Below are 18165 nucleotides of genomic sequence, written 5' to 3'. Positions count from 1 at the left end.
TTGAGATGGGCCTAACATGGGATTTCATGGATGAAAAGGGGGAAATTATGGGAAAGTTATAACGACAAGTGTTATATCCCTGTTTTTATTGTTTTATTTTTATATCCCCTGTTCAAATTAATTAGTGTCACCATCCGTACCGCCGCTTTAGATAATATATTTTATGTATGAATTTCATATATTTGGTGATTGAGAGCCAGTGCAGACCCATGAATTCCCTAACCCGCGTCATGATGCCAAAGCTGATCCAGCAGCGACTCGGTCCACGTCATATTGTCAAAATCATCATCGCCCGAAAGCAATCTCATGCCGCTGCCCGACCAGGTATCTGCATTCAGAAAATCGGCATCGGCGACCAATATCGCGCTTCCTTTGCCAATGTTGCAGCGTGCGACAAATGCATCATCGGAGACAATACATTTGGCCGAGGAGTTTTTGCCCGATTTTGCCCATATGCCAGGAGTGACCGTGCGGATTTGGAATGAGCCTTGTTTCTTAATCACATCCTCTTCGCTGCCTTCATCGATCGGAAGCGCCAATTCCAAGCCCCAATGCGAGAATAATGGTGACAGCAAGGATGTGAAAAGCGGCCGGCGTTTATCGCCAAGCGGAAAGCCGCTTTCCCATTGCAGCGCTGGATCGGCGAGGATGAGCACGTGGCCGCCGCTGCGCACCCATTGATCGAGATCGACAAATTCCATCGGAGATAAAGCCCGCGATTGCGCCAGCAGCAGCATGTGGACCGATTTCAAACTGTCTTTATCCGCCGCATCAAGCAGCTTAATCTGATATTTAGCGTCCAACCGTTCATAGGCGGGCGCGGGTGCAGACGAGGATTGCACCATATCCTGAAAACCCGCCCCGCTCCAATAGAGCGGCAATGTGGTCATCAGGCCTAATTTGTGTTGCTTTTCTTCACCATTTTCCTCGCCCGTCGCCATCAGGATCAATGCTGGAACGAGCAACAATAACAATATTGCGGCAGTCAGGACCCTGCGGTCATGCAAACGCAAGAAATCGGATAATATTTTCATATTTCATATTCGGTTTATCGTGGCCGGACCGCAATGTTGCCAATTATTGCGGCTGTGTAATCTCAACATTTTTCTGCTCCGGCGCCTTATTCTTCACCTTCGCTGCGGCTTTTTCCTTGGCGTCTGCATCGCTTTCGACGACAGGCGCAGCGCCCAATTCCGCCAATGGTTCGTCAGGAATTTTTTTCTCCTGCGCTGCCACCTCTAATAATGCCGGATCCGCCCCGTCACCATCGGCCGCCTCGGTTGCCGTTGCCCGGTCCTGAACCATATTAGCTAGGGTAACGAACAGCAGGACAACGACCAACCCGATAATACCAACCTGAATACGCTGGATCGCGATTGCTTTGCTTTGGACCAATTTCACTCTCCTCTTACACGGCTGTGCCTTGGGCCCGTTATGATACTAACTATCCAATTGCCATGGCATCGGCGGCAGCGACTTGCTGGTCATCCAATCGGGATTATATATTGTCGACAAATACCGAAATCCCGTATCGCACAATATCGTGGCAATCCGGCTTCCTGCGCCCAATTGCTTGCCCAGTGCCACTGCGCCCGCAACATTGATACCAGAAGACAGGCCAAGGCACAAACCTTCCTCTGCCAACATCTGTCGCACCCAATATAGACCCTCGTCATCCGAGATGCGAAATTGGGTGTCAATCGGCGCACCGTCCAGATTTGCGGTGATCCGCCCCTGACCAATTCCCTCCGCCACCGAATTGCCCTCTGCCTTTAATTCGCCATGCGCGAAATAATGATAGAGCGCGGCGCCATAGGGGTCGGTCAGCGCAATTTGCACTTTTTCATCCTTCGCCTTCAAACCCATGCCAACCCCTGCGATCGTCCCGCCGGTTCCCGCAGCGCACGTAAAACCATCAACCCGGCCGTCCATCTGCGCCCATATTTCCTCGGCCGTCGTTTCAATATGCGCCCGGCGATTGGCGATATTGTCAAATTGATTGGCCCAGACCGCATTCTCGGTTTCTTCGGCAATACGGCGTGATGTGTGCACAAAATGCCCCGGATTGGCATAGGGCGCAGCAGGGACAGTAACCAGTCGTGCCCCCAGTGCGCGCAGCGTATCCATTTTTTCCCGGCTTTGCGTTTCCGGCATCACAATGATGGTTTTATAGCCCAGCGCATTGGCCACCAGCGCCAGTCCGATGCCAGTGTTCCCGGCGGTTCCCTCAACAATCGTCCCGCCGGGCTTCAGCAGCCCCTGAGCCTCGGCATCGCGCACAATGAAGAGCGCTGCCCGGTCCTTTACCGACGCGCCGGGATTATAAAATTCACATTTGCCATAAATTTCGCAGCCCGCCGCTTCGCTCGCGCCCTTTAACAGGACAAGCGGGGTATTGCCGATCAGATCGAGTGTAGAAGCTGTTGTCATGGCTCTCATCTAGGCATCCGCCCGCTGATCCGCAAACAAGAATAACTAAGCATAGATAATTTTCACCTTGGCAGCCGCCGCCCGGGCAATAGCGCGCGCCGCATCGCAATCCTGCGCTGTCGCCAGCGCAACCCCCATGCGCCGGTAGGGCCGCGTCGTTGGCTTGCCAAATATCCGAATATCAACAGCGGCCTCTGCGCTTCCCAATGCCAGCGCGTCCGCCACTCCTTCATAACCAAATTCGGCCGAATCCCTGTCCGCCAATATGACTGCGCTGGCCGATGCGGGCGCGCGCAGGGCGATGCCGGGTATCGGCAAGCCCATAATCGCGCGAGCATGCAGATCAAATTCGGTCAAGTCCTGACCAATTAACGTCACCATTCCCGTGTCATGCGGTCGCGGGCTCAGTTCAGAGAAAATCACCTCACCTTGCCGTGTCACGAAAAACTCAACCCCGAACAGGCCGTAACCGCCCAGATTGTCAACCACCGTGCGGGCCATATCCTGCGCGGCGGCGAGTGCGCTTTCGCTCATCGCAGCTGGTTGCCAGCTTTCCTGATAATCGCCGCGTTCTTGCCTATGGCCAATCGGCGGACAGAAGATCACGCCCTCGCGCGTCCGCACGGTCAGCAAGGTAATCTCATAATCAAAATCGATAAATTGTTCGGCAATGACACGGGCCCTATCGCCGCGCATATTGGCCACGGCATAGTCCCATGCCTTGCCCAAAGCCTCCAAATCATCTGCCTTGCTTTGCCCCTTGCCCGACGATGACATCACGGGTTTAACGACCAGAGGAAAACCCAAAGCCTCCCCCGCCGCCAGCGCCTCTTCCCGCGTTTCGGCATAGCGATATAACGACGTGCGTAGCCCCAATTGGGTTGCCGCAAGGTCGCGGATAGCATCGCGGTTCATCGTCAAATTCGCGGCCCGCGCGGTGGGAATGACGGTCCGGCCCTCCGCTTCTAAGTCGAGCAGCATTTCGGTCCTTATTGCTTCAATTTCCGGCACAATAAAATCAGGATCATGCCGCGCCACGGCGCTGCGCAATGCGTCGCCATCGAGCATGGAAAAAATCTCTACCGCATCGGCAAGCTGCATGGCGGGCGCTCCGGCATAGCTGTCGCAGGCGATGACATACGCGCCCAGCCGCTTTGCTGAAATGGTGAATTCACGGCCCAATTCGCCGCTGCCCAATAATAAAATTTTCGCTGTAAAAGTCATAACCGATTGCTAACCAGTAGGGAGCGGCTCGTCATCCAAAATCATACATAAGCTGTTCACCATCGCACAGATATGGCGTCGCCATTAGGGCCCGGACCGTAATTTTGGCGGGCACCCATGTTGGCGTTTATCGATACGAAATCTCCATTCGCCGAAAAAACAAATTGCTCGCTTGTAATGTTGTATCATTATATCTATTGGCCCCGCATCACCAGTTTATTGTGAAAGAAAAAGTCTCTATGCGCTCTCTCCCCCTCGCTGCTTCGCTCATCGCCATTTCCATCGCCGCACCGGTTCATGCTCAGGAAACGGCGAAGCAGCAGGATGATGATTTCCACGTCGACAAGGAAATTGTTGTCACCGCCCCTTATTTTGAACGACTTGACCTGCTTGCCGGAACATCGGCAATTGCAGGCGAAGATTTGGCGGAAAAAACGCGCGGGCAAATTGGCGATATATTGCTCAGCATTCCCGGCGTTTCGGCAACCAGCTTCTCCCCCGGCGCATCGCGTCCCGTTCTGCGCGGGTATCAGGGTAACCGCGTCGCTGTGTTAACCGACGGCATTGGCAATATCGACGTTTCCAACACCTCCGCCGACCATGCCGTCACCATCGACAGTTTAACCGCAGAACGCATTGAGGTGCTTCGCGGACCGGCTGTGCTGCTTTTCGGCGGGCAGGCAGTGGGCGGCGCGGTCAATGTGATCGACAAACGTATTCCGCGCAGTGTCCCGGACAAGCCGGTGCATATCGACGCGATATTGGGTTATGGCAGCGCGGCCAACGAATATTCAACCGGCGCATCGGCTGATTTCAAACTGACCGACCGTGTCGCATTTCACGTCGATGGCAGCTACCGCAACAGCGATGATTTGCGCAGCGGCGGTTTCGTCCTATCGCCCGGCTTACGTGCCGAAGCCCTCGCCTTTGCCGCTGAAGAGCGTGAAGAAGGCAATATTGAAGAAGCCGAAGAAGCCGAAGCCACCGCCGCCCTTCGCGGTGACATTCCCAATAGCGCCGTGGAAACATGGACAGTCGGCAGCGGTATAGCCTTCATCGACGATGGCGGAAGCCTCGGGGTTTCCTTCAACATTTATGACACCAATTATGGCGTCCCTGCTCGTCCCGGAGCAGAACATCATGGTGAAGAAGAGGGCGGCGAAGAAGAAGAAGGCGAAGCACCGGTGAGTATCGACCTGCGCCAATATCGGTTTGACCTGCGCGGTAGCGTCAATACTGGCGGCGGATTTTTCGACAAAATCAACATCCGCGCTGGCTATGCCGATTATGAACATACTGAATTTGAAGGCGCCGAAGTGGGAACCCGTTTCTTAAGCCAAGGAATCGAGGGCCGCGCCGAGTTGGTTCAATCGGACAATGGCGGCTGGAAAGGTGCCAGCGGTATCCAATATCAGGTCCGCGATTTCGAAGCCATTGGCGCAGAAGCATTTGTTCCGCCCAACACGTCATCGCAATTGGGCCTATTCACGCTGCAGGAAATTGCGCTGGGCGGTTTTGAGATCGAACTGGCCGCACGGTATGACCGGGCAAATTTGGCAGCGGACACGTTGGATGTTGATCGCAGTTTCAACAATGTGTCGGCGGCCTTAGGCTTGTCTTATTTGATTGGCGATTTGAAGCTTGGCACGAATATATCGCGCACCGGGCGCGCGCCATCGGCCGAAGAATTATTTTCAAATGGTCCCCATATTGCAACCCAAGCCTTTGAAATAGGTGATGTCAATCTGGACAGCGAACGGTCCTGGAATGGCGAAATTTACGCGCGTTATGACAGCCAAACCATCGGGTTGAGCGCGACATTATATACCAACCGTTTTGATGGTTTTATATTTGAAACCGAAACCGGCGAAGAAGAAGACGGCTTGCCCGTTTTTCAATTTCAGCAAGCAGACGCGAATGTCTGGGGCGTTGAGCTGGAAGCCTCCGCCCGGATTGCCAATATTCGCGAGTTTGACGTCGCCCTGACCGGCGTGGCCGATTACACCCGGGCGAAGATTAAAGACGGCGGCGGCAATGTGCCGCGCATTCCCCCGCTGCGCTTGCTGGGCGGTTTTGAATTGAACAGCCGCCAGCTCGATTTGCGCGCCGAAGTTGAATGGAGCGATGATCAGAATAAGACCGCATCTTTTGAAACGGCGACCGAGGGTTTCACTCTGGTCAATACGAGCGCAACCTGGCGTCCATTTGGTGCCAACCGTAATATCGCGCTGATCGCATCGGCCAATAATTTATTCGATGTGACCGCCCGGCGTGCCGCTTCTTTTACCAAGGATTTCGTGCCGCTCGGCGGACGCGACTTCCGCTTGACCGCGCGGTTCAGTTTCTAGTCAGGTCAAACGCTTGATGATAATCTCTTAACCCCAAAAGGAGATTATCATCATGCAAAAAAGAGCGATATTATTGCTGGTTGCGGCATCATTGCTGGCATCGGCCTGCGCCACGGTAAAGGGATTAGGCCGCGATATAGAATCGGTCGGCCAAGCGGGCGAGGATGCCATCAATTAAACAGAAACTTGGGCTAAGATCAGCGCCTAACGGCCTAAACAAGCTTGCCTGACTCTTCACGGGCTTTTTTGCGCCGCTGGGTAAACCAGATGGCGACGATCGAAAGCTCATAGAGCAGGCATAGCGGTATGCCGAGAAGCAGCTGTGACACGATGTCCGGCGGTGTGAGTACGGCCGCAACCGCGAAGGAGCCCACAATCGCATAACGGCGTCCGCCAATCAGCTGATCGCGCGAGACAATCCCCGCTCTTTCGAGCAGCATCAGCAACACCGGCAATTGAAACGCAACGCCAAAGCCGAAGATGAATGTCGTGACGAAATTGAGGTAATTGCCGACCCCAGGCAACGCTTCCTGCGTCAATTCCCCGGACATATCAGTAAAACCGAGCAGGAAATTCAAGGCAACCGGGATCGCCACAAAAAAAGCCATTGAGGCACCTATAGCGAATAGCACCGGAGTCATAAACAGGAAGGGCAAAAATGCCTTTTGCTCATTCCGGTATAAACCCGGCGCGACAAATTTCCATATTTGTGTGGCAAATACCGGGAAGGCAAGCATCATCGCGGCGAATAGCGCGACCTTTATCTCCACAAAAAACGCTTCGAACAAATCGGTATAAATCAGCTTTTCCTGACCGGCGAGCCGCAAGGGTTCTTTCAAAATATCCCATATGGGCTTTGCGAAATAGAAACAGACGGCAAAAGCAACGGCAAGCGCAACAAAGCTCCACAGCAATCGGCGGCGCAGTTCAATCAAATGATCGAGCAGCGGCATTTTGCTATCGTCCAGTTCCGATTCTGTCATGGCACGCCCTGCTCTTTTGTCTGCGGCGCACCTGCAGCATCAAGGGGAAGCTCAGGCTCTTTTTTCATTTCCTGATCTTCGGATGGCTCGGGCGGAACGCTTTGAGGATATTCGCGCATAATATCCTCATTCTGCTTCTTCCATTTTTCCTCTAGTTCTTTCAGCTCGCTTTCGCGGACCATATCGTCAATGCCTGCCCGGAATTGGGCGACAATTGCACGGCCTTTGGCGACCCATTTGCCGACGACCCGAAGGACTTTAGGCAGATCTTTGGGGCCGATCACCACCAAAGCGATCAGCAACACGAGCAGAAATTCGGATGACGCAATGTCAAACATGGACAGCTATTCCGGTTTAATGGCTGCTACAGCGAAGGTCAGGCTTGCTTATCGCTCTGCTTTTCAGCATCCGAAGCTGGCGCGGCCGGCGCTTCAATCTTCGCAGCGGGCTTTTCCGCCTCATCTTCCTCGGCCATGCCTTTTTTGAACTCTTTAATGCCCTTGGCAACGTCGCCCATCATGCCGGAAAATTTGCCTTTGCCGAACAGCAGCAGCACCAAAATTCCGACGACCAGCCAATGCCAAATGCTAAAACCACCCATGATAAACTCCTTACCGGTCCTAACCGGCGAAAATAAACCGCCATGATCGGCGAAAATTCTTACCCTTATAACATGATTTAAGGGCCGATGTCTTAATTTTCCAGTTCCGTTTAATTTTCTTCGTCGCTTTCGGCTCTGGCTAAGGCATCGTGCGCCTCTTCCTCGTCATCGCCAAAATCCATCCCGTCCAGCACATCATCAACGGGGTCCAGCAATCCCGCCGCCCTCAAATCTTGTAATCCCGGCAAATCGCGCCGCGTCTCCAAACCGAAATGGGTAAGAAAGCCCGGCGTCGTCGCATAAATCAGCGGCCTGCCCGGAACGTCGCGGCGGCCGGCGGGACGCACCCAATCGGCCTCCATAAGGACATCGAGCGTGCCCTTGCTGATCTGAACGCCGCGTATCGCCTCAATCTCCGCTCGGCTAACCGGCTCATGATAGGCAATGATCGCCAATGTCTCGACCGCCGCGCGCGATAATTTGCGCATTTCGGCTTTTTCCCGGCGCAGCAAATGGGACAGGTCAGGCGCAGTTTGGAAATGCCAAGCCTTTGCGCGGCAAACAAGCTCAATCCCGCGCCCCTGATAATGGTCCGCCAGCGTGCGGAGCGCAGCGCCGACATCAACCGATTCGCCGACATACAGCTTTATCTGCTCCGCTGTCATCGGTGCCTCAGCGGCAAACAAAGCCGCCTCAACCGCGCGCACATCCGGATCATGCTCAATCAACATCAAACCCGCTCCTCGGCTCGCACGCCCGCTCGCCGCCGTAGCATGAGAGGCGCGAAACTGCCTTCCTGTTCAATCTCCAGCGCGCCACGCTTGGCCAATTCCAATGCCGCCAGAAAACTAGAGGCCAGCGCGGATTTTCGAAGAGCTTTGTCGGCGCCTACGGGCAGGAATGCTTCAATCGCGGTCCATTCAACTGCGCGGCCAATCATCGCGGACACCCGCTCTAACGCCTCTTCCAATGTCATCACCGCTCGTTTTTTGACGACGTGGAGCACTGGCTGCGTGCGGGCATTCACCTGCCCATAGGCGGTGATAAGATCGAAATAATTACATTGCCAGCTGCGCGATTTCACCACCCGCAACCCTTCCGGATTACCGCGCAGGAACACATCACGCCCAATTCGGTCGCGGGCCATTAACCGCGCCCCGCTCTCCCGCATCGCATTCAGCCTTTCGAGCCGCAATTGCAGGCGCAGCGCCAATTCCTCTGGCGACGGGTCAATCGCCGGGTCCTTTGGTAAGAGCAGCCCCGATTTCAAATAGGTCAGCCACGCCGCCATCACCAGATAATCGGCCGCCAATTCCAATTTTAACGAACGCGCATTTTCAATGAAATGCAGATATTGTTCGACCAGCTCCAATATCGATATTTCGCGCAAATCCACTTTCTGGCTGCGCGCAAGCGTTAAGAGAAGGTCGAGCGGCCCTTCCCAGCCGTCCACATCGATGGTCAATATATCGGGGTCAACAGGCGGCTTCGCCCGAAGCTGTGCGTCATCCTCGATAAACAGATCATCATCCATGCGATGCGCCCGTTGCCGCTTTGGTCAGCTTGGCCTCTGCATTGCCGCCTGCCATCGCGATCAATTGATCCCGTTTGTCGAGCAATCCAGCAAGCCGTTCGCCCTGCGCCGCTTTGCTGCGGCTTGCCATCGCGCGGTTCAGCCGGGCCAGCGACAATTCGCTTATCTCGGGCAATTTGTCCGCGATCCGGATCATCTCATCCATCCGGCCCCAGCAATTAAGCGCAATGTCGCATCCCGCCGCAACGCATCCGGCTGCACGGTCGCTGACATCGCCCGATAATGCCTCCATATCGAGATCATCGCTCATCAACAGGCCGTCAAAGCCCATTTGGCCGCGAATGACATTTTCAATGATGACCGGCGACATGGTGGAGCACAGCTCGCTATCCCACGCGTCGAACATGATATGGCCAGTCATTCCCATAGGCGCATTATGCAGGCTGCGAAAAGGTGCAATATCTTGCTCCAATTCCTCTGCTATTGCCGTGACGCGGGGCAGGTCATAATGGCTGTCGACCGCTGCACGGCCCTGACCTGGCATATGTTTGACCACACCCACCACGCCGCCTTTCGATAGGCCATCCAATATCGCGCGGCCCAATGCGGCCACCCGAACGGGGTCGCTACCCAGCGCGCGGTCGCCAATGGCGGCATGGGTTTCGGGCACCCGTACATCGAGCACCGGCAGGCAATTGACGGTCACGCCCACCTCTTCCAACGTCAGCGCAATCGCCTCTGCATTCACCCGCGCCGCTTCAATCGCGGTCATGGGCGCAATATCATAGAGCGCGTCAAACACGCCGCCTGCCGGAAATTGCGGCCAGATGGGCGGTTTCATCCGCGCCACTCGTCCGCCTTCCTGATCGATCAATATCGGCAGATCCTCATCCCCGTGCAGCGCCCGCAAATCATCGGTTAACGCCCGCATTTGATCGCGGCTTTCGATGTTGCGGCCAAACAGAATGTAACCGGCGGGCCGAACATCGCGGAAAAAATCCCGTTCGCCCTCGGTTATGGTCAAGCCGGAGAGGCCAAATATAACGGGCTTCATAATGTGATCAGCCAAATGTTCATCATGGGGTAAAGGCTATCGCCGGACCAGCGGCAAAACAAGGGTAGGAAGCAACAAAGGCGCAGGAAATCTGTGCATAAAAAGAGCCGTAGCTGCATTTTGCAGCTACAGCCCTTGCTCTCCCCGGCGCTTCATTAAACCTATTTGACGATCAAGCAGCCCTCACCCGCAGCTTTCAGCTTGGCGCAAAGCTGCTGCGCGGCGGCGGCATCGCTCGCTACGGCTTGCAATCGGAATACCTTGCGCCCGCCCTCGCCTGAACCTTCGGCAATGCGCTTATTCACGCCCGACAGAAACGCGAAACGCTTGCCGAGCGCTGCCCATGCTTTGTCGGCGCTGGCGGCATCGCTGAATGCGCCCATTTGAACGAAGCTGCTGCCCGCCGCGATCGGCGCATTGGCGCCAGGAGCTGCAGGCGCGGGAACGGGCGCAGCGGCTTCCGGCTTTGCGGTCGAAACGGTCGAAGCGGTTTTCTTGCCCTCACTCGCAGCAAAGGCGGCATCGCCCTCCCCTTCGAAGCTTTTACCGCCGGCATCCTCAGGACGCACTTTATAATCGCCCTCTTGCGCGGCAATTAACTCACCATTGCCGCCGTCAACGCCGCCGGTTTGATTACGCTGCATCCAGTAAATGCCGCCAACAATCAAAGCGAGCAACGCCAGACCGCCGAGCACCAAGCCTGCGACCTTTAACGGTGATGCGCCATCATCATATTCATATCCATCGGCGGTTTCCAGCCAAGGTAAGCGATCCGGATCGTCAAGATTCAGTCCATCATTATTGGTATCGCTCATGAATATTCCCCTTCAATCACATTGTATCGGCCGCTTCGACGCCCATGAGGCGCAGCCCGTTTCGCAATATCTGCCCGATATTTACTGCCAAGAAAAGCCTTGCCGATGTCAATTCGGGCTTTTGTGCCAATATGAAGCGTTTGTCGGCATTATCATTACCAAGATTCCAATAGCTATGAAAGGCCGCAGCCAAATCATTGAGGTAAAAGGCAATCCGGTGCGGCTCCCGCGCCTTTGCTGCGGCTTCGACGATGCGCGGGAAATTTGCGGCTTCGCGGATAAGCGCTAATTCTTCGCCACCCAGCAGATCAATGTGCGCTGCATCTGGCGACAGTCCCTCTTCCGCCGCCGCTTTACGCAGGGTCGACTGGATCCGGGCATGGGCATATTGCACGTAGAATACGGGATTGTCCTTCGATGCCTCCACCACTTTGGCAAAATCGAAATCCATCTGCGCGTCGGCTTTACGGGTCAACATGGTAAAGCGGACGACATCTTTGCCCACTTCCTCCACCACATCGGCCAACGTCACAAAGCTGCCTGACCGTTTCGACATTTTAACAGGTTCGCCGCCGCGCAACAGGCGCACCATTTGCACCAGTTTAATGTCAAACTTGGCCTTGCCCTGCGTCAAAGCCTCCACCGCCGCCTTGATCCGCTTTACCGTCCCGGCATGGTCCGCGCCCCAGATATTGATCAGCTCATCGGCATTTTGTGCCTTTTGGAAATGATAGGCCAAATCGGCACCAAAATAGGTCCACGCGCCGCCGGATTTTTTGATCGGCCGGTCCTGATCATCGCCAAATTGGGTGGACCGGAACAGCGGCAGAGTCACCGGCTCCCAATCCTCTATTTCCTTGCCCTTTGGCTTTTCCAATACGCCATCATAGACCAAATCACGTGCGCGCAATTCGGCCTCCGCGGCGTCGGCCTTGCCCTCAACATGAAGCTGCGCCTCGGACGCGAATATATCATGCTCGATGCCCAGCAGCTTCAAATCAGCCCGGATCATGTCCATCATGTCGGCGACAGCTTCGGTGCGAAATAGCGCAAGCCATTCGGCTTCATCGCGCCCGCGATACTGGTCGCCATATTGGCCGGCCAGCCGCTGCCCAACCGGGATCAGATAGTCGCCGGGATACAGTCCTTCGGCAATTTCAATGTCGTCGCCCAGCGCCTGTAAATAGCGCAGATAAACAGACCGGGCGAGCACATCCACCTGCCCGCCTGCGTCATTGATATAATATTCACGGACAACCTTATTGCCCGCAAATTCCAGCAAATCGGCCAGCGCATCGCCCACAACCGCGCCGCGGCAATGGCCCATATGCATGGGGCCTGTGGGATTGGCGGAGACATATTCGACATTGACGATATGCCCCTGCCCCATATCGGAGCGGCCATAATCATCGCCTAGCTTCGCAATCTGATTCAACTCATCCAGCCACACCGACGAAGCCAGCCGCAAATTCAAGAAACCCGGTCCGGCAATCTCGACCGATTCGACCGCAGCATGAGCCCGTAATTGTTCAGACAGCAATTCGGCAAGCGCGCGCGGGTTCATTTTTGCAGGCTTGGCCAGCACCATGGCCGCATTGATGGCGAGATCCCCATGCGACGCATCGCGCGGCGGTTCGACTGCGATATTGGAGCGGTCCAACCCGGGCTCGATTGTGCCATCATTCTCCAGCACGTCCAGAGCCTGCCCAACAAGTCCGGCAAAGTGGGTAAAAATAGTCACGACAATAATCCTTACAGCTGGGCGGCACAGCTATCCGCGCCGCCACAAGGGAAATTGAGGCGGCGCATATGATCAGCCTGCCCCTGCAAAAAAACCTCGATTAACGCGTTACGTTATATCGCAGTTGATCCTCGGTCAGCTGAAACCCGATGAGCAGTTCAAAACTGGACCGGACCACGGCGGCCTTCACTTCGGGATCGGCCAGCGGGTCAAGCGCGGCATCGGGGTCGCCCGGTTTACGCTTCTTTGTGATTTTCGCCACAATATCGGCGGGCAGACGCGCACTTTCGGCGTCAATATAGCTTGCGGCCTTGCCCGTTGCGGTCGCTTTCGACTGACCATCGGCAAATTGCACCGTCACTTCGCCCACGCGTTTGGCAACAACCGCGCTGCCGCCCTGAACCACGGTTGAGAAATAGGGCAAGGTCACCGACCGTGCGCCCTGTGTATCGCGGCGACTTGCCTGCACTTCAAAACTGGTTTCGGTATAGATTTTCTCACCTGAATCATTGCAGGCGGGGCGGAGCTTGGTCAATGTCGCAACCACGTCGATGGCGTCGGCATCCTGACGGTTTTCCGGATTAAACAAGGTAATGTCGCCCGTGCCATCGGGAACCGCCACAGCAGGACAGCCCGAGCGCGTAATGCTGACCCCAACGCCGGATGATATGTCCAATTCGCCGTCGCGTGAACAAGCGGACACAAGCATCGCGGCCATAGAAGTCATTATAATCAAGGCGCTTTTTTTCATTACCGGTCTATCCTTGCAGCTGTTATCTTAGTTTTCGCGGCTTGCTGGCGAAAAATTGTTATTGGTCCTTATCCGCCAGAGTGTTTCGGTGCAACAGCCGAAAGCGCTTGGCGTTCGCGGTGACATTACTTAAAGGACATTGCCGATGACTGAACAACTCTCTCTTCATGGCGAAAGCAAGCCTCCATTGCAGCTATTATTGGCTGCCCCCCGTGGATTTTGTGCCGGCGTCGACCGCGCGATCAAAATTGTTGAATTGGCCCTCGAACAGCATGGTGCACCCGTTTATGTACGGCATGAAATTGTTCATAACCGGTTCGTGGTCGACAGCCTGAAAGCAAAAGGGGCGATCTTCGTTGAGGAATTGGACGAAGTCCCTGATGATGCTCACGTGGTATTTTCCGCACATGGCGTGCCAAAATCCGTTCCTCAAAATGCGCAGGACCGCGGCCTTGCCTATCTGGACGCTACCTGTCCTTTGGTCTCCAAAGTGCACCGGCAAGCCGAACGTCAGGTCGAGGCCGGGCGTCATATTGTTTTTGTCGGCCATAAAGGTCATCCAGAGGTCGTGGGCACTTTTGGTCAGGTTCCTGCCGGCACCATGTCGCTCGTCGAAACTGCGGAGGACGCCCGCAATTTTCAGCCCGATGATCCTGAAAATCTGTCCTTCCTGACGCAGACCACATTGTCGGTGGATGATACCGCCGAAATCGTCCAAATCCTGCAAGAGCGCTTCCCGTCAATCGTCGGTCCAAAGGGCGAAGATATTTGCTACGCCACATCTAATCGCCAGGAATCGGTTAAGGCTATTGCCAATAGATGCCAGTTGGTGATCGTGATCGGCGCGCCCAATAGCTCCAATTCGCTGCGCCTTGTCGAAGTTGCAAAACGCGGCGGTGCACAATCCTACCTGGTGCAACGGGCGAGCGAAATAAATCTGAGCTGGTTGGACGGCGTAACAACCATGGGACTGACCGCTGGGGCATCGGCTCCGGAAATATTGGTGCGCGAAATTGTCGATCATTTGGGCCGATTCTTCGATGTTAAAGAAGAACAGGTGACGACTGCCGAAGAAAGCATCATTTTCAAACTGCCACGCGAATTGGCGAATGAGACCTCCGGCGCAGCAAGTTAATGGCCGTTTACACACAAGTCGGTGCAGAAGAGGCGGCAGAGCTGCTGGCTCGTTATGACGTGGGCGACCTTGTTGCGTTAAAAGGCATTGCGGAGGGTGTCGAAAATAGCAACTATTTCGTCGAAACCACGCGTTCCCGTTATATTTTGACTTTATATGAAAAGCGCGTCGATCCCGAAGACCTGCCATTTTTCTATGCGCTGCTCGGCCATTTGCATGCCGCCGGTTGCAAAGTGCCGCGGTTCATTGATGACCGCGACGGCAATTGGCTGCAACAATTATGCGGCCGCCCGGCCTGTCTGATCGAATTCCTCTCTGGCTTCTCCGTGTCCACACCCACCGCCGTGCAGGCGCAGGCGACTGGTAAAGCGCTGGGCGACATGCATAAAGCGCTGGCCGACTTTACGATGGAACGGCCCAATAGCCTCGGCGTTGCCGCCTTTCGGCCATTGGCAATGCGCTGCGGCACAGATGCATTGGACAGCATTTCTCCCGGCCTGTCGGAGCGGATATTTGCGGAATGCGATTATGTTGAAGCGCATTGGCCGGTCCATTTACCGGTTGCCGCCATTCATGCCGACCTATTCCCTGACAATGTTTTGATATTGGATGACCGGGTATCAGGCCTGATCGATTTTTATTTCGCATGTACCGATATTCGCGGTTACGACCTAGCAGTAACGCACGCCGCCTGGAGTTTTTCGAGCGATGGTGCGGATTATCATCCCGAAATCGGCCGTGCATTATTGTCGGGATATGAACAAAGCCATGGCAGCGATCGTGCAACGCGTGACGCTTTTCCCATTCTTGCCCGCGCGGCGTGCTTGCGCTTTTTGTTGACCCGCTGTTTTGACTGGATCAATACACCCAAGAGCGCAATTGTGACCCAAAAAGACCCGTTGGCCTTTTTGAGGCGGCTTGATTTTTACACAGATCGGTTCGATAAATTGTGAAAAATGAGGCTTTATTATGAAGCAAGTTGAAATTTTCACTGATGGCGCATGTAAAGGCAACCCTGGTCCTGGAGGATGGGGGGCGCTCATCCGTTATGGCGAACATGAAAAAGAAATATCCGGCGGTGATCCCGACACCACCAATAACCGGATGGAACTGCTCGCCGCGATCAATGCGTTGAATATATTGATCGAACCTTGCAATGTACTGCTCCATACAGACAGCAAATATGTCTGCGAAGGCATAACGAAATGGGTTGCCGGATGGCAGCGTAATGGCTGGAAAAACGCGTCGAAACAACCTGTACGCAATGCCGATTTATGGCATGATCTGATCGAAGCTTCTGCACGTCACGATATTGAATGGCGATGGGTAAAGGGCCATTCCGGCCATGAAGGCAATGACCGCGCCGATGCCTTGGCAAGCAATGCCGCAGAAGCTGCGACACCCGTTGAGGATTAAGGCCGCAATGCCGGCGCTGTTCCGGCGCAACTGAAATTATCGAAACCTGTCCGGCGCATAATGTGCCGGATCGACATGTGCTGGCGCCGTAATGTTGCCCGATAATAGTGACGCGGCGAGCTGCGCTGTGGCGGGTGCGGTTTGGATGCCAAAACCGCCCTGCCCCGCCAGCCAGAAAAATGCGCTACATTCCGGATCAGCACCGATTACTGGCAACCGGTCGCGCGCAAAGCTGCGCAGGCCCGCCCATTTGCGTTCCAATTTTATCTGAGCGCAATTGGTCACTTGTTGAAAACGGTCCATGGCGATGGCTATGTCCATTTCTTCGGGTGCCGCGTCACAGGGCGGACTTGGCGTTTCGTCATGCGGGCTCAGCCATATTCGCCCGCCGGCTTCGGGTTTGAAATAGAAACTGCCATCAAGCGCGATGACGAGTGGTAAATTGGCTGCAAATCCGGGGTCCGTTTGCAATTGCAATACCGTCCGGCGATAGGCAGTGATGCCAATTGGCCGAATATCGCAGCGTTCCGCCACTTGGTCGGCCCACGCACCTGCGGCATTTACGATAGCCTTCGCAGTAAAATTGCCCGCCGCCGTCTCCAACGCCCACCGTCCATTGCCAAATTCGGCGCGGCGCAGCGCCGCGTTGCAGGCCAGTTTCGCTCCCTTGCGTTTCGCAGCGCGCAAATAGGCGCTGTGCAGGCCGCCGACATCGATATCACAGCAATCAGGCTCCCACAGGCCGATGGTCCAATCGCTTTGGATATGGCCGACCCGCCGCGCTATTTCAGCTGCGCTAACCGGGGTAATCGAAACCCCGCTGGGCGCAAAATCGGCCAACAGTTTGCTGGCAAGCGTCCGGTCAGCTTCCCGCCCAATATGCAGCGCGCCTCTTGGGTGCATAAATGGCTGGTCCGATATATCGGGCGGCGGCGCAGATAAAAACGGGCCAGATGCACTGGTCAGCGGCTGCACCATCGGGCCGCCATAGCTTTCGGTCCAAAATGCAGCGCTGCGCCCGGTTGCATGATACCCGGGTTGCGATTCTGCTTCCAATAGCAATAATCTTGCCGCGCCTGCCAATTGCGACGCAAGGCTGGCCCCGGCAATCCCGCTGCCAATAATCGCTACATCAAAATCTGTCATTTCTTCGGAGCGTGTTCATCCATGAAGCGGTTCATTGCATCAAGGCATTTATCGCGCACCTCATCCACTTCCCGCAGTAATTCATGCGCGGCCTCTTTTCCAAATAACAAAATTTCTGAATGAGGCAGCCGTTTTTCATCGGCAATGATCCGCCTCGTACTGACCAATTGATCGGCAGTTGTCGCCATCAACAGCGTTGGTATTTTCATATTTTCGAGCTTGCCTGCTCCTTCCAGCGACCGGATGGAGGCGATGGCTCTTTCAATCCAGTGCCAGCTGGCTGGTCCCAATTTCACGCCGGGCCGTTTCTCCCACCAAGCTAGCTCATCGGCGTAACGGTCCGGGTCATGGGTTAAGATTTTCGCCCTCAGGCTCATGGCGGACAACGGTTTTTCGCTCACTTTCCATGCCGGCCGTTCGCCCCTGCCCAGCCAGACCATGAAACGGGCAAATGCATGGTTAACGGACAATGGCAATCCAGCTGTATGAATGCACAGCATCGGCGCGCTCAATATCAGCGCATCGGGATGAATCGCGCCCTCGGCGGCAGTCCGCATGGCCAGATGCCCGCCCATGCTGTGCGCGATGACGACATGAGGGCCGGGCTGCTCTGCCTCCCATTTGCTGTAAAAATACCGGATATCTGCGATCCACGTTGAAAAATCATCAATATGACCAACATGGGGATCATCCAAATAGCGCCCCGACAAACCCTGTCCCCGCCAATCGGTAGACGTCACATTCCACCCTGCCGCCGCATAATAATCGAGCGTTTCGAGATATTTTTCATAATGGTCGCCGCGTCCGGGCAAAAATAAAATTGATCCCCGCGCCTGTTTCGCGCCGCCACGGCCCGCCCAGTCGATACGGCGGATTTCCCAGCCATCCTCGGCTTTCCAGCTGCTTTCGGTGGCGGTGGAGGGTATCGAACGGCGGTCGATGATTTCTAAAGCTTTGGCCATGGTTACCTTTTGGTAATTTCTATTG

General features: G+C 55.1%; 20 protein-coding genes. 5 read left to right on the top strand and 15 right to left on the bottom strand.

The genetic code is table 11. From position 1 onward, the window contains the following. Window positions 1–218 precede the first annotated feature (218 nt). Genes ACFOWX_RS04975 through purT form a run of 4 tightly spaced genes read right to left on the bottom strand, consistent with a single transcriptional unit; the run spans window position 219 to window position 3654 of the window. Window positions 219–1034: a Gldg family protein gene (locus ACFOWX_RS04975; RefSeq protein ID WP_381421911.1), complete on the bottom strand. Its 816-nt coding sequence runs from the start codon at window positions 1032–1034 to the stop codon at window positions 219–221. A gap of 43 nt (window positions 1035–1077) precedes the next feature. Then, window positions 1078–1401, bottom strand: coding sequence for a hypothetical protein (locus tag ACFOWX_RS04970; protein WP_381421909.1), 324 nt, complete (start codon window positions 1399–1401; stop codon window positions 1078–1080). A 39-nt stretch (window positions 1402–1440) separates the two neighbouring features. Then, window positions 1441–2430 carry a cysteine synthase A gene (locus ACFOWX_RS04965; protein ID WP_381421907.1) on the bottom strand — a complete coding sequence of 330 codons (990 nt, stop codon included), beginning with the start codon at window positions 2428–2430 and terminating at the stop codon, window positions 1441–1443. A 45-nt stretch (window positions 2431–2475) separates the two neighbouring features. After that, entirely contained in the window at window positions 2476–3654 is a 1179-nt protein-coding gene (gene purT / locus ACFOWX_RS04960; RefSeq protein WP_381421905.1) for a formate-dependent phosphoribosylglycinamide formyltransferase, read from the bottom strand. A gap of 239 nt (window positions 3655–3893) precedes the next feature. Here purT and ACFOWX_RS04955 point away from each other — a divergent pair, with 239 nt between their 5' ends. Next, window positions 3894–6002, top strand: coding sequence for a TonB-dependent receptor (locus tag ACFOWX_RS04955; RefSeq protein WP_381421903.1), 2109 nt, complete (start codon window positions 3894–3896; stop codon window positions 6000–6002). Window positions 6003–6054: 52 nt separating this feature from the next. Next, window positions 6055–6180 (top strand): entericidin A/B family lipoprotein, encoded by a 126-nt coding sequence (locus ACFOWX_RS04950; RefSeq protein WP_381421901.1) that lies wholly within the window; start codon window positions 6055–6057, stop codon window positions 6178–6180. A 34-nt stretch (window positions 6181–6214) separates the two neighbouring features. Here the strand turns inward: ACFOWX_RS04950 and tatC are convergent, their stop codons facing one another. The 9 genes from tatC to ACFOWX_RS04905 all read right to left on the bottom strand — a co-directional run bounded on the left by tatC (window position 6215) and on the right by ACFOWX_RS04905 (window position 13481). Then, window positions 6215–6985, bottom strand: a complete 771-nt coding sequence (gene tatC / locus ACFOWX_RS04945) for a twin-arginine translocase subunit TatC (RefSeq protein ID WP_381421899.1) — start codon at window positions 6983–6985, stop codon at window positions 6215–6217. Continuing rightward, window positions 6982–7323, bottom strand: a complete 342-nt coding sequence (tatB, locus tag ACFOWX_RS04940; RefSeq protein ID WP_381421897.1) for a Sec-independent protein translocase protein TatB — start codon at window positions 7321–7323, stop codon at window positions 6982–6984. The genes tatC and tatB overlap by 4 nt, the downstream gene beginning before the upstream one ends. Window positions 7324–7361: 38 nt before the next feature. Then, a complete protein-coding gene (locus ACFOWX_RS04935) occupies window positions 7362–7586 on the bottom strand; it encodes a twin-arginine translocase TatA/TatE family subunit (RefSeq protein WP_381421895.1) in 225 nt (74 codons plus the stop codon). Between the two features lie 110 nt (window positions 7587–7696). Next, complete coding sequence (gene scpB, locus ACFOWX_RS04930; protein WP_381421893.1) at window positions 7697–8317, bottom strand: SMC-Scp complex subunit ScpB; 621 nt, start codon at window positions 8315–8317, stop codon at window positions 7697–7699. Then, a complete protein-coding gene (locus ACFOWX_RS04925) occupies window positions 8317–9120 on the bottom strand; it encodes a segregation and condensation protein A (RefSeq protein WP_381421891.1) in 804 nt (267 codons plus the stop codon). Before ACFOWX_RS04925 ends, scpB begins: the two co-directional genes overlap by 1 nt. Next, a complete protein-coding gene (locus ACFOWX_RS04920; protein ID WP_381421889.1) occupies window positions 9113–10174 on the bottom strand; it encodes a glycoside hydrolase family 3 N-terminal domain-containing protein in 1062 nt (353 codons plus the stop codon). Before ACFOWX_RS04920 ends, ACFOWX_RS04925 begins: the two co-directional genes overlap by 8 nt. A gap of 161 nt (window positions 10175–10335) precedes the next feature. After that, window positions 10336–10989 carry an SPOR domain-containing protein gene (locus ACFOWX_RS04915; protein WP_381421887.1) on the bottom strand — a complete coding sequence of 218 codons (654 nt, stop codon included), beginning with the start codon at window positions 10987–10989 and terminating at the stop codon, window positions 10336–10338. 16 nt (window positions 10990–11005) lie between these two features. Further along, window positions 11006–12730, bottom strand: coding sequence for an arginine--tRNA ligase (argS, locus tag ACFOWX_RS04910; protein WP_381421885.1), 1725 nt, complete (start codon window positions 12728–12730; stop codon window positions 11006–11008). Window positions 12731–12830: 100 nt separating this feature from the next. Next, complete coding sequence (locus ACFOWX_RS04905; RefSeq protein WP_381421883.1) at window positions 12831–13481, bottom strand: hypothetical protein; 651 nt, start codon at window positions 13479–13481, stop codon at window positions 12831–12833. Window positions 13482–13626: 145 nt separating this feature from the next. On the opposite strand from ACFOWX_RS04905, the gene ispH reads away from it, so the two are divergent. Genes ispH through rnhA form a run of 3 tightly spaced genes read left to right on the top strand, consistent with a single transcriptional unit; the run spans window position 13627 to window position 16032 of the window. After that, window positions 13627–14616 carry a 4-hydroxy-3-methylbut-2-enyl diphosphate reductase gene (ispH, locus tag ACFOWX_RS04900; protein WP_381421881.1) on the top strand — a complete coding sequence of 330 codons (990 nt, stop codon included), beginning with the start codon at window positions 13627–13629 and terminating at the stop codon, window positions 14614–14616. After that, entirely contained in the window at window positions 14616–15569 is a 954-nt protein-coding gene (gene thrB, locus ACFOWX_RS04895) for a homoserine kinase (protein WP_381421880.1), read from the top strand. The genes ispH and thrB overlap by 1 nt, the downstream gene beginning before the upstream one ends. Before the next feature lie 16 nt (window positions 15570–15585). Beyond that, window positions 15586–16032, top strand: coding sequence for a ribonuclease HI (gene rnhA, locus ACFOWX_RS04890; protein ID WP_381421878.1), 447 nt, complete (start codon window positions 15586–15588; stop codon window positions 16030–16032). A 36-nt stretch (window positions 16033–16068) separates the two neighbouring features. Here rnhA and ACFOWX_RS04885 read toward each other — a convergent pair whose 3' ends face one another. Beyond that, window positions 16069–17178 (bottom strand): NAD(P)/FAD-dependent oxidoreductase, encoded by a 1110-nt coding sequence (locus tag ACFOWX_RS04885; protein WP_381421876.1) that lies wholly within the window; start codon window positions 17176–17178, stop codon window positions 16069–16071. Continuing rightward, the gene (locus ACFOWX_RS04880; RefSeq protein ID WP_381421874.1) at window positions 17175–18140 is read right to left on the bottom strand and encodes an alpha/beta fold hydrolase; all 966 of its coding nucleotides are present in this window, start codon (window positions 18138–18140) and stop codon (window positions 17175–17177) included. Before ACFOWX_RS04880 ends, ACFOWX_RS04885 begins: the two co-directional genes overlap by 4 nt. Window positions 18141–18165 lie beyond the last annotated feature (25 nt).

This window comes from Sphingorhabdus arenilitoris (genome assembly GCF_042651485.1).
Taxonomy (GTDB): domain Bacteria; phylum Pseudomonadota; class Alphaproteobacteria; order Sphingomonadales; family Sphingomonadaceae; genus Sphingorhabdus_B; species Sphingorhabdus_B arenilitoris.
The sequence above is the reverse complement of the archived record's forward strand: the minus strand, read 5'-3'. Positions and strand labels throughout refer to the sequence as shown.